The organism is Streptomyces sp. NPDC028910, assembly GCF_055564955.1.
Genome location: NZ_JBVHVF010000001.1, coordinates 541,308 through 552,578, shown reverse-complemented (window position 1 = coordinate 552,578; position 11,271 = coordinate 541,308). Strand labels below are relative to the sequence as shown.

Annotated in this window: 12 protein-coding genes and 1 rRNA gene; 10 read left to right on the top strand and 3 right to left on the bottom strand. The window is 70.5% G+C overall.

The genetic code is table 11. The features are described from left to right. The 9 genes from rrf to ACZ4TV_RS02650 form a co-directional block, all read left to right on the top strand. Positions 1 to 87, top strand: a 5S ribosomal RNA gene (rrf, locus tag ACZ4TV_RS02690); the annotation flags it as partial. Positions 88 to 224: 137 nt separating this feature from the next. Continuing rightward, positions 225 to 878 carry an HAD family hydrolase gene (locus ACZ4TV_RS02685; protein WP_468129861.1) on the top strand — a complete coding sequence of 218 codons (654 nt, stop codon included), beginning with the start codon at positions 225 to 227 and terminating at the stop codon, positions 876 to 878. A 43-nt stretch (positions 879 to 921) separates the two neighbouring features. Beyond that, positions 922 to 2,148, top strand: coding sequence for an MFS transporter (locus ACZ4TV_RS02680; RefSeq protein WP_468129859.1), 1,227 nt, complete (start codon positions 922 to 924; stop codon positions 2,146 to 2,148). After that, positions 2,099 to 3,268, top strand: a complete 1,170-nt coding sequence (locus tag ACZ4TV_RS02675) for an acetoin utilization protein AcuC (protein WP_468129857.1) — start codon at positions 2,099 to 2,101, stop codon at positions 3,266 to 3,268. The genes ACZ4TV_RS02680 and ACZ4TV_RS02675 overlap by 50 nt, the downstream gene beginning before the upstream one ends. Positions 3,269 to 3,394: 126 nt before the next feature. Next, positions 3,395 to 4,225 carry a phosphatase gene (locus tag ACZ4TV_RS02670; RefSeq protein ID WP_468129928.1) on the top strand — a complete coding sequence of 277 codons (831 nt, stop codon included), beginning with the start codon at positions 3,395 to 3,397 and terminating at the stop codon, positions 4,223 to 4,225. A gap of 114 nt (positions 4,226 to 4,339) precedes the next feature. Further along, positions 4,340 to 4,549: a helix-turn-helix domain-containing protein gene (locus ACZ4TV_RS02665; protein ID WP_008738568.1), complete on the top strand. Its 210-nt coding sequence runs from the start codon at positions 4,340 to 4,342 to the stop codon at positions 4,547 to 4,549. 130 nt (positions 4,550 to 4,679) lie between these two features. Then, positions 4,680 to 4,778: a 30S ribosomal protein bS22 gene (locus ACZ4TV_RS02660; RefSeq protein WP_003948845.1), complete on the top strand. Its 99-nt coding sequence runs from the start codon at positions 4,680 to 4,682 to the stop codon at positions 4,776 to 4,778. 95 nt (positions 4,779 to 4,873) lie between these two features. Further along, a complete protein-coding gene (locus ACZ4TV_RS02655) occupies positions 4,874 to 5,953 on the top strand; it encodes an NAD-dependent epimerase/dehydratase family protein (RefSeq protein WP_468129855.1) in 1,080 nt (359 codons plus the stop codon). Next, positions 5,953 to 6,930 (top strand): lysophospholipid acyltransferase family protein, encoded by a 978-nt coding sequence (locus ACZ4TV_RS02650; RefSeq protein ID WP_468129853.1) that lies wholly within the window; start codon positions 5,953 to 5,955, stop codon positions 6,928 to 6,930. The genes ACZ4TV_RS02655 and ACZ4TV_RS02650 overlap by 1 nt, the downstream gene beginning before the upstream one ends. 96 nt (positions 6,931 to 7,026) lie before the next feature. Here ACZ4TV_RS02650 and ACZ4TV_RS02645 read toward each other — a convergent pair whose 3' ends face one another. The 3 genes from ACZ4TV_RS02645 to ACZ4TV_RS02635 form a co-directional block, all read right to left on the bottom strand. Continuing rightward, positions 7,027 to 8,229 carry a DUF5667 domain-containing protein gene (locus ACZ4TV_RS02645; RefSeq protein ID WP_468129851.1) on the bottom strand — a complete coding sequence of 401 codons (1,203 nt, stop codon included), beginning with the start codon at positions 8,227 to 8,229 and terminating at the stop codon, positions 7,027 to 7,029. 236 nt (positions 8,230 to 8,465) lie between these two features. Further along, positions 8,466 to 9,284 (bottom strand): ECF subfamily RNA polymerase sigma factor, BldN family, encoded by an 819-nt coding sequence (locus ACZ4TV_RS02640; RefSeq protein WP_468129849.1) that lies wholly within the window; start codon positions 9,282 to 9,284, stop codon positions 8,466 to 8,468. A gap of 418 nt (positions 9,285 to 9,702) precedes the next feature. Further along, positions 9,703 to 10,668 (bottom strand): HAD family hydrolase, encoded by a 966-nt coding sequence (locus ACZ4TV_RS02635; RefSeq protein WP_468129847.1) that lies wholly within the window; start codon positions 10,666 to 10,668, stop codon positions 9,703 to 9,705. A gap of 80 nt (positions 10,669 to 10,748) precedes the next feature. Between ACZ4TV_RS02635 and ACZ4TV_RS02630 the strand changes: the two genes are divergently transcribed. Further along, positions 10,749 to 11,027: a glutaredoxin family protein gene (locus ACZ4TV_RS02630; protein WP_468129845.1), complete on the top strand. Its 279-nt coding sequence runs from the start codon at positions 10,749 to 10,751 to the stop codon at positions 11,025 to 11,027. Positions 11,028 to 11,271: the final 244 nt, after the last annotated feature.

The window sequence follows — 11,271 nt, the reverse complement described above, 5'->3', positions numbered from 1 at the left end:
GGTTACATTCCGAACCCGGAAGCTAAGCCTTTCAGCGCCGATGGTACTGCAGGGGGGACCCTGTGGGAGAGTAGGACGCCGCCGAACAATCATTGTGGGAAAGCCCCGCACCTTATGGTGCGGGGCTTTTCTGCGTTCGGGGCCCGGGCCCACGGTCCCGCGTCCTCCGGATGCCCGGCATGGGTTCCGGATGGATCCGCACTGACGGCTCGTAATGTGGGGGTATGGGCTACGACCTCGTCATCTTCGACAACGACGGCGTGCTGGTGGACAGCGAGCCGCTCACCAGCAGCATCCTCGCCGGGTACCTGACCGAGCTCGGGCACCCGACCACCGCCGAGGAGGCCCTGCGCGACTACATGGGAGCCGCCGTGGACCGGGTGCGCGAGCTCGTCCAGGAGCGGACGGGGGAGCAACTGCCGGCCGACTTCGGACAGACGCTGGACGCGCGCACCCGCGCCGCGTTCGAGCGGGAGCTGAAGCCTGTCCCCGGAGTGGAAGAGGTGCTCGGGGCGCTGACCGCCCACGGGGTCGGGTACTGCCTGGTCTCCTCCGGGAGTCATGAGGGGATCCGGGTCGGGCACCGGGCGGCCGGGCTCGACGGGTGGTTCGAAGAGGAGTGGATCTTCAGCTCGCAGGACGGGAGCCGGGGCAAGCCGGCTCCCGATCTGCTCCTGCACGCGGCGCGGGAGATGGGTGTGGATCCCGCCCGCTGCGCGGTCGTCGACGACAGCCCGCTCGGCATCGAGGCCGCCCAAGCCGCCGGCATGGACGTGTACGCCTTCACCGCGATGCTGCCCGCCGACCGACTCCCCGGTGCCACCGGGCACTTCGGGGACATGAAGCAACTCCCGGGGCTTCTGCAACTGCCCGCGTGATCGCTCTACCCACGGGTAGTCCCGGGGCCTACGCTGACCCGCCATGACGGACGATGTGCGGCTGCGGCGCGGCCGGGGTGCTCTCGGGTTCAGCTTCCTCGCGCAGGGTGTCGCCTTCGCGCTGCTCGTGACGCGGATCCCGGCCATCCAGGACCGGTACGGGATATCCGACGGGCTGCTGCCCGCCTTCCTCGCCGCCGTGCCGATCCTCGCCGGGGTGGCGAGCGTCGCCACCGAGCACCTGGTGAAGCGGGTCGCGCCCAGCGTGGTGCTGAGATGGGCTCAGCCGCTGGTGCTGCTGTCCCTGCTCGGGGTCGGAGCCGGCGGTCAGATGTGGCATGTGGCGCTCGCCCTGGGGGCGTTCGGGCTGGCGGTGGGTGCGCTGGACGCCTCGATGAACATGCTCGGGGTCAGCCTGCAGCGGGCGTACGGGCGGAGCATCATGCTGGGCTTCCACGCCGCGTACAGCCTCGGCGGGATCGTCGGGGCCTCGGCGGCCTGGGCCGGGGCGCACTGGCATCTGGACCTGGTCGTGAGCTACCTGCCGGCCGTGGCCGTACTGCTGCCGCTGACCCTGCTCGCGAGCCGCCGTTACGTCGACACGCCCGTCGGCGAAGCCCACGGGAAGGGGCTGGGGGCCGGCGGGTCCAAGCTGCTGCTGCCGTTCTGCCTGGTGATGGCGTGCGCGTACATCGGGGACTCGACCGTCGCGAACTGGAGTGCCAAGTACCTCCAGGACGTGCTCGGGAGTTCGGAGCAGATGGCGACCGTCCCGTACAACGTCTACATGGTGACCACCCTCATCGGGCGGGCCGTCGGGGACCTGGGCGTGCGGCGCTTCGGGGCCGCGGCCGTGGTGCGGGGCGGGACGCTGGTCGCCGCCGCCGGCTTCGCCGTCGTGGCGGCGGCGCCGGGTGCGTGGGTGGGGATGCTCGGCTTCACGTTGCTGGGCATCGGGCTGTGCGTGATCGTGCCGCAGACCTTCGCCGCCGCGGGGAGGCGCGCCTTCGAGCATCACGGCGCCGGGGCCAGCGACACGGCCGTCGCGCGGCTCAACATCTTCAACTACGTCGGGTTCCTGATCGGGTCGCCGCTCGTCGGGGGCATCGGCGATGCCTGGAGCTACCGGGGCGCGATGCTGGTGCCGATGGCGCTGGTCCTGGTGACACTGTTCTACGCCCGCTCGTTCGGCTCGGACGGCGCCCGATACGGTGTCGGGCATGAGCGGCCGCGGGTTGTTGATGTGGGACGAGGCGGTAACGAAGTATGACTTCGGACCGAGCCATCCGATGGATCCGGTGCGCCTGGCGCTGACCATGGGCCTGGTACGGGCCTTCGGGCTGGACCGGGCCATGGAGGTACGGGCGGGCCGTGCGGCCGGAGACTCTACGCTGCGGCTGGTCCACCGGGAGGACTACATCGCCGCCGTGCGCGAGGTGTCCGCCGATCCGGTGGTCGCCGACGGGTCGTACGGGCTGGGGACCATGGACGATCCGGCCTTCCACGGCATGCACGAGGCGTCCGCGCTCATCGCGGGGCAGTCCGTGGCGGGCGCCGAGGCGCTCTGGCGGGGGGAGGCGGAGCACGCGGTGAACTTCGCGGGCGGGCTGCACCACGCGATGCCGGGCGGGGCGGCCGGTTTCTGCGTGTACAACGACGCGGCGCTGGCCGTGGCGCGGCTGTTGGAGCTGGGGGCCGAGCGGGTCGCGTACGTGGATGTGGACGTCCACCACGGGGACGGCGTACAGGCGGCCTTCTGGGACGACCCGCGGGTGCTGACCATCTCCCTGCACGAGCATCCGCGGACGCTGTTCCCGCAGACCGGCTGGCCCGAGGAGACCGGGGGTCCGGCGGCCGAGGGGTCGGCGGTGAACGTGGCGCTGCCCGCCGGGACGGGGGACGAGGGATGGCTGCGGGCCTTCCACGGAGTCGTGCCGGAGCTGCTCGCGGACTTCCGGCCACAGGTGCTGGTGACCCAGCACGGGGCGGACACGCACTTCGAGGACCCGCTCGCGCACCTGGCGGTGTCCCTGGACGCACAGCGGGCCGTGCAGGAGGCCTGTCACCGGCTCGCGCACGAGTACGCGGGCGGGCGGTGGCTGGCGCTGGGCGGCGGCGGGTACGCGGTGGTGGACGTCGTGCCGCGGTCGTGGACGCACCTGGTGGCGATCGCCGCGCACCGGCCGGTGGACCCGGAGGCGGCGGTCCCGGCCTCGTGGCGGGACGAGGTGTACGCGCGGACGCGGCAGTTGGCGCCGGCGCGGATGACGGACGGGCGGACGCCGTCGTGGCGGGACTGGGACGCGGGCTACGACCCGGCGGACCGGACGGATCAGGCCGTACTCGCCACCCGGCGGGCGGTCTTCCCGATGCGCGGAATGCTCACCTGAAGCACCTGAAGCACCTGAAGCACTCGGGCGTCCGCGGGGACGCGGCCCTGATGCATCGTTACGCCAACGGTGGGGCTGTTCGGTGGAATTGATGTCGCGCCAGGTGGGGTGGGGCAGCATCGGAGGGTGTTGAGCACCGGCGCGCTGCGTGCGCATCTGCTGGCCGCCCGGTTGGCCGGGCCCGTCGCCACCTCCCGGGAGGAGAGCCTGCGCAGTTACCGGCTGTTCGCGGCGCGCGATCCGCGGGTGATGCTGGGGCTGGATCCGGAGTGGGGCTGGGGCGAGGGTGATCTGCTGAGGCTGATGGCGGACAAGTGCGGGGTCTCGGCCGATCCGGCGCACGTCAGCGGGCCGGACGTGATCGACCCCGAGCGGACGCTGGCCGCGCTGGAGGCTTTCGCGGTGCGGCTGCGCGCGGCGGCGCGGGCGCGGTCGCCCGTACTGTTCGGGACCGGTCATCCGCATCGGCTCCTGGGCTTCTACGCCGCATTGGCCGAGGCGATGTCGGCGGCGGGATGTGTTGTCCTCACCCCGGCGCAGGGGGTGAGCATCGACATGGCGACCCGGTTCGGCGTACGCACGCACAGCATCGAATACGTACGGGGGGTCGCACTGGTGCGGGAACCCGGCGTGCGGGTGCCGGGGAGTGCGACCGGCGTGCACACCCATTCGCCGCTGCCGGTTCGGATCGCTCTGGGGGCCCTCGCGGAGGCCGGCGGGCCGCTGCCGGGTCTGGTGGTGGGGGATCACGGGTGGGTCTGCGGCGCAGGTCAGCTCGGTGTGGAGGCGATCGGGCTGGCTGATACGGATGATCCCGCGCTGTTCGTCGGGGAGGCCGAGGGGCGCGTCTCGGTGGCCGTTCCGCTTGATGACGCGGTGCGAGCGGCCTACTACCGACCGCTCACGCGGTACGTGCTCGGCCGGGCTCGTCTGACGGGGCGGCAGGAGTGGCCGTAGCTCCTCTTCCCCACTCGTATCACGCGCCCCTACTCTGGGGAGTGAGCGTGCGACGACGAGGAGTAACCGGAGGGGAAGCCGGTGCCCGTCATGCGCGGAAGGTCAAGGTGTGTCATGGCTGCTGGCGAGAGGCCTCTCAGTGAGGTTCAGTTCCTGACCGTGGCGGAGGTTGCCTCGGTGATGCGAGTGTCGAAGATGACCGTGTACCGGCTGGTGCACAACGGTCATCTGCCCGCAATCCGGGTGGGCCGGTCCTTCCGGGTCCCCGAGAACGCGGTTCACGAGTACCTCCGAGAGTCCTATGTGGGGGTGGAGTCGGCCTGAGACTGACGCCCGTGACTCCCTGGAAGGGCTCGGATTACAAGCTCAGAGCTTGGGCGGGTAGGCTAGGCCGACGTAGGTCGTGTGGGCCCAGACGCCCCGCACCAGTAAAGAGAAGTGAGCGAGGGTAGTCGTGGGCTCTGTTATCAAGAAGCGGCGCAAGCGGATGGCCAAGAAGAAGCACCGCAAGCTGCTCAAGCGCACCCGCGTCCAGCGCCGTAACAAGAAGTAAACGGCAGCTGTACGTGTTTTCCGCAGCCCCTCCACCATTCTGGTGGGGGGGCTGCGGTGCAGCCGGGGGACTTCTTCGAGGGAGGCGCTGAGCACGTGGGCAAGGTCGTACTCGTCACCGGGGCAGCCCGTCAGCTGGGCGGTCGCTTCGTGCGCCGGATCCAGCGTGACCCGGAGGTCGAGCGGGTGATCGCGGTGGACGCGGTGACACCGCCGCACCGGCTCGGATCGGCGGAATTCGTCCGTACGGACATCAGGCAGTCGGCGATCGCCCGCGTCTTGGCGGAGCACGCGGTGGACACGGTGGTCCATCTGGCGGTCACCGGCGGCAGCGTGGCGACGGGCGGTGCGCCGCACAGCACCGTCAAGGAAACGAACGTCATCGGGACGATGCAGCTCCTCGGGGCCTGCCAGAAGTCCCCGACGGTGCGGCGGCTCGTGGTGAAGTCCAGTACGAGCGTGTACGGGGGCACCCCGCGGGATCCGGCCGTCTTCACCGAGACCACGGAGCCGAAGTCGCTGCCGTCGGGCGGCTTCGCCAAGGACGCATCCGAGGTCGAGGGGTACGTACGGGGCTTCGCGCGCCGGCGGCCGGACGTCGCGGTGTGCGTGCTGCGCTTCGCGAACATCCTGGGGCCCTTCGCGGACTCGGCGCTCGCCGAGTACTTCTCGATGCCGGTGATGCCGACCGTGCTGGGCTACGACCCGCGGCTTCAGTTCGTGCACGAGGACGACGTGCTCGAGGTGCTGCGGCTCGCGGCGCAGGAGCCGAAGCGCGGGACGCTGAACAGCGGGACCTTCAACATCGCGGGTGACGGCGTGCTGTTGCTGTCGCAGTGCTCGCGGCGGCTGGGGCGGCCCACTGTTCCGCTGCTGCTGCCCGCCCTGACCTGGGTGGGCTCCGCGCTGCGGGCGGTCGGGGTCACCGACTTCTCGCCGGAGCAGATGAGGCTGCTGACGCACGGCCGGGTCGTGGAGACCTCGCAGATGCGGGAGGTGCTCGGCTTTGAACCGCTCTACACGACCGCCGAGACCTTCGCGGACTTCGCGCGGAGCCGGGGGAGCGGGCTGCTGCCACCCGAGCGGGTCGGGCGGGTCGTGGACCGGGTGGCGGCCATGCTGGACGCAGACGGGCCCAAGGGCGAGGTCGAGGCGGCTGAAGGAGCGAAGAGATAGTGGCGGACGCCAAGGTGATTCCGTTCGACGAGGACCGGCCCCGGCGGCGGGCGCCGCGCCGGGTGCGGGCGGTGCCCGCTCCCGAGCCGGCGCTGGAGCAACCGGTCGCTCCCGAACCCCCTGCGGCGGAGCGCGGCGACAGCTGGGACCGGCGGATCGCCGGCGGGCTGGCGTTCCTGCGCAGACGCGTCACCGGGGAGTACGAGGTCGATGACTTCGGCTACGACAAGGAACTGACGGACCATGTCCTGATGTCCCTGATGCGGCCGCTGTACGACAAGTACTTCCGGGTCGAGGTCAAGGGCATCGAGAACATCCCGGCGCAGGGTGGTGCGCTGATCGTGGCGAACCACTCCGGGACGCTGCCGCTGGACGGGCTGATGCTCCAGGTCGCCGTACACGACCACCATCCGGCGGAGCGGCACCTGCGGCTGCTGGCGGCGGATCTGGTGTTCATGCTGCCGGTGGTGAACGAGCTGGCCCGCAAGGCCGGTCACACCCTGGCGTGCGCGGAGGACGCGCAGCGGCTGCTGGAGGCCGGGGAGTTGGTCGGTGTGATGCCGGAGGGCTTCAAGGGGATAGGGAAGCCGTTCGGGGACCGGTACAGGCTGCAGCGGTTCGGGCGGGGTGGGTTCGTGTCGACGGCGCTGCGGGCGGGGACGCCGATCGTGCCGTGCTCGATCGTGGGGGCGGAGGAGATCTACCCCATGGTCGGCAACGCGAAGACGCTGGCGCGGCTGCTGGGGATCCCGTACTTCCCGATCACGCCGACGTTCCCGTGGCTGGGGCCGCTGGGTGTGCTGCCGCTGCCGACGAAGTGGACGATCCAGTTCGGGGAGCCGATTCCGACGGACGGGTATGCGGCGGAGGCGGCGGAGGATCCGATGCTGATGTTCAACCTCACGGATCAGGTGCGGGAGCAGATTCAGCACACGCTGTACAAGTTGCTGGTGCAGCGGCGGTCGGTCTTTTTCTGACCGTTGAGTGCCGGGGGCTCTGCCCCCGGACCCCCGCGCCTCAAACGCCGGCAAGGCCGATGGGATGGGGAGCCGCGTCAGCGGCCCCCCATCTTGCTACTCCACGTCCTCCGCGTTGAGGCCCAGGCCCGGGAGGAGGCCCGGGAGGAGGGGTGGGAGGGTGATGTCCGGCTTGGGGTCCTGCGGCGTGCCCGGGGCGGACGGGGCCGACTGTCCCGTGGGCGGGTTGAGCAGGTCGCCCGTACCGCCCAGGAGGCCGCCGTCGGCCGGTGGCCGGGTGCTGCCCGAGGGGGACGGTGCGGGGCTGCCGGAGGGCGAGCCCGGGGCGGGTGCGGACTGCTGCGTGCCGCTGCGAACGCCCGGCTTCGAGGAGGAGCCGGACGAGCTGGTGTCGCGCGTCTGCTCCGGTGGCTTCGGGAGCAGGCTCTGGAGCGGCGCCACGTCATCGTCTATGGCCTGGAAGACCGATTCCACCTGACCGCCCACGTCCGTGAGCTGCGCCGGGAGCTTCTCGCGGAGCCTGCCCCACGCGTCGCGGTGGGAGCGGGAGAACGACGACAGCTTCTGGATCGGGCCGAGCGAGCCGTCCCGTTCGTACGCGGCCTGGAGGAGCCGGTGGCCCTCCTCCGCGTCGTGCTTCACGCCCGCCAGGGCTCGGCGGATCTCGCCCAGGGACTCGTGGTCCAGTACGCCCGTACGGCCCCGTTCCATCAGCCTGCGGGCTTCCGACAGGCGGTTCGAGGCCTGGTCGAGATAGAGCTCCCCCCGGTCCGAATCGTCCTCGGCCATCCCCAGCTTCAGGTCCTCCATGCCCCGTTTCACGGGGTAGAGGTGGTCACCGGGCAGGGCGTCGGAACTGGCAGCGGCCACGCCGCTGAAGGCCCCCGCGGCCACACCCACGGTGAGGCCGCCCGCTGCGATGCCCTTGGACCAGCGGGAGCGGGGCCGCAATTTCCGGAGCGAGTTCGCCCGGTGGGCGCCGCGGCCGGTCCGCTGCTCGGGCACCTGAGGGTCCGAGGCGGCACCGCCCCCGGCCCTCTCCTCCAGGACCATGGCCTCCATGGCCGCAACGAGCTGGGCTCGCTGCACCACTTTGACCTCGGGGTCCAGCACTGGGCGCGGCATTCTTTCGCCGAGCACGCTCGCCAGGTCCAACAGCCGGTCGTGGTCGGCAGGTTCGGCAGGTGCCTCGGACTGCTCGGCCGCCGAGTCCGGTTCTGAAAGGTCGGACGGGGTCCGATCCTCCAGGGCCTGGGCGAAGGCGTTCGCCCGCCGGTGCGGGGTCACGTTCGCGATCACTGGCGGCACCTCCTCTCGTCATGACGATCGACTCCCCAAGGTGTCCGGAAGGTTGCCTTCCTTGAGCACATCCACCCTTTCGAGTGAGCGGCTTCGGGCAGGGCTTGTCCACAGGGAGCCTGCATTCCGCACAACGAGCGTCGCGGCACTTGGGTTACGGACGAAGGATGATCGGACCACAGCGTCATCGAGGGGTCACCGGATGTATGTGGGGTTGTGTTGTTTTGTGAACGGGGTCAGCGGGCGTCGTCCGGGAGGAGCCGGGCCAGGGTCCGGACCGCGCGGTACTGGAGCGTCTTGATCGCGCCCTCGTTCTTGCCCATCACGCGGGCGGTCTCGGCGACCGAGAGGCCTTGCAGGAAGCGCAGGGTCACGCACTCCTGCTGCTGAGGGTTGAGTTTCCGTACGGCCTCCAGCAGGGCCGCGTTGGAGAGGGACTCCAGGACGGAGTCCTCGGGGCTGCGCTCGACCTCGTTGGCGTCGAGCATCTCGCCGGTGGTGACCTCCAGCCGGAAGCGGCTGGACTTGAAGTGGTCCGCGACCAGGTTGCGGGCGATGGTCACCAGCCAGGCGCCGAAGTCGCGGCCCTGCCAGGTGAAGGTGGAGATGCGGCGCAGGGCGCGCAGGAAGGTCTCGCTGGTGAGATCCTCCGCCGTCGCCTTGCCGCCGACGCGGTAGTAGATGTAGCGGTAGACCGTGTCGCTGTACTGGTCGTAGAGGCGGCCGAAGGCCTCGGCCTCGCCCGCCTGGGCGCGTTCGACCAGGTCCATCATGCGGGCCTGGTCGCTGTCCGCCGTGGGGCGGCGGTGGGTGGTGGCCTGGGTGCTCGTGCCGGCGGCGCCGTTCGAGCCCCCGGCCGCGCGGCCTCGTCTGCCCACCGTCGCTCCGCCGTCGGTCAGGGCATAGCAAGGACCGGCCGGGCCGAGGCCGGCAGGGACTGCGGCGGCGAAGGCGGGGACGGCGTACGCGGTGGGGACGAAGCCGCGCAGGTGGTCGAGGACCGTTGCGCGCAGCTGAGCCAGGCCCGAGGCGTCAACCCCGACAGGTGGGTACACGGGACTCCCAGAGGCAGAGCTTCCATCACGTGCAGTGCGGGACCGTTCACCCGTCGTGGCGACAGATGGGCGGTGGCATGCGTTTGAGGAGAATAACGCTTCGTACAGGCAGCGCTACACCCAGTTGCTCAAATCACCGCTTCCGACACTTCTGTTGCGTGTCGAGGGCATATTCAGTCGCAGTTGGTGATCGATTCTTGATCACTTGGGTACGCGGAATGGACGCTTCCAAGGGGGCTCGCGACCGAGTCGGGCATGCGCGAGTGCTCCGCCGGATGCGGGGGTAGGGCTGGGGGAATGCCCCGCCGGGCGGGCCGGAAACCCGTGCGCGGCCGGCCCGAGGGCAGGGCCGGGGGCAGGCCGGAGGCTCCGGCGCTGGCGGCGGCCGGTTGCGGCGCTGGTTGCGGGGCCTGTGTCGTTACTTGCGGCGGCGGTGCAGGGCGATGGCCGCGGCCGCGCCGCCCGCGATCGCGCCGACGCCGGCGGCGGCCGGGACGCCGACCTTCACGGCCTTGCGGCCGGTCCGATAGTCGCGCAGGCGCCAGTCATGGGTCCGGGCATGCTTGCGCAGTTTCGTGTCGGGATTGATCGCGTACGGATGTCCGACCAGCGACAGCATCGGGATGTCGTTGTGCGAATCGCTGTACGCGGCACAGCGTTCGAGGTCCAGCCCCTCGGCGGCGGCCAGGGCGCGGACCGCCTCCGCCTTGGCGGGGCCGTGCAGCGGCTCGCCGACCAGGCGGCCGGTGTAGATGCCGTCGACGGATTCGGCGACGGTGCCCAGGGCTCCGGTCAGGCCAAGCCTGCGGGCGATGATCGTGGCCGTCTCCACGGGGGCGGCGGTGACCAGCCACACCTTCTGGCCGGCGTCGAGGTGGGCCTGGGCGAGGGCGCGGGTACCCGGCCAGATCCGCTCGGCCATGTACTCGTCGTAGATCTCCTCGCCGATGGCCATCAGCTCGGAGACCTTGTGGCCCTTGACGATGGACAGGGCGCTGTCGCGGGCGTCCTGCATGTGCTCGGGGTCCTCGACGCCGGCGAGCCGGAACCAGGCCTGCTGCCAGGCGAAGCGGGCGAGCTCGCGGCGGCGGAAGAACTCGCGCTTGTAGAGGCCGCGGCCGAAGTGGAAGATCGCGGCGCCCTGCATGACGGTGTTGTCGAGGTCGAAGAAGGCGGCGGCGAGGTCGTCGCCGGCGACGGGGAACTCCGGCTCTTCCCCTTCTTCGACGAGGGCGTCGAGGTCGGTGTCGAGGTCGGGTTCCGTGGGGCGCGGGGCTTCGGCCAGCGCGGTCTTCCGGGCGGCCTCGGCCGAGGCCTCGCCTGCCAGCACGCTCCGCGCGCTTGCGGAGCGTCTGCGGGGGGTGAGCCATCCCAGAGCGGCCATGCGGCGAGCATAGCCACTGTGTTCGGGAGTTCTCGAACCGATGGGAAACGGAGGCGTTAACACTTCGCGAGAATGGGGGCATGAGCCCTTTGTTGCGCCGCAAGGAGAAGAAGCGTCCCGGAGACCGGGTGGTGACGCTCATCGGGAAGCCGGGGTGCCACCTGTGTGATGACGCACAGGCGGTCGTCGAGAAGGTGTGCGCGGAGACCGGTGCACAGTGGGAGAAGAAGGACATCTCGAAGGACGAGGAGCTCTACCAGTTGTACTGGGAGCAGATTCCGGTGGTGCTGGTGGACGGCGAGCAGCACACATTCTGGAGGGTGAACCCTGACCGGCTCCGGCGGGCGTTGGAGGACTGACCCTCTTCCCGGTTACCATCATGGGCGATTTGTGGGGTCTGGGGGCGTATCTGTGAGGAGAGTGCACGGCTTTGCCCCCTTTGGGATTTGAACGGGTTCGGCGTGCCGCCGGTTCCCGCATTGTGCGGCGAGGTCGCGTGACCCCGGTCACTTTGGTCGGACAAAGCGGACACAATCTTTGTGCACGCGTTCACAAAGGCATAGCCTGCTGTCGACGGGGCGGTCCTGGGACAAGTGGCCGCCT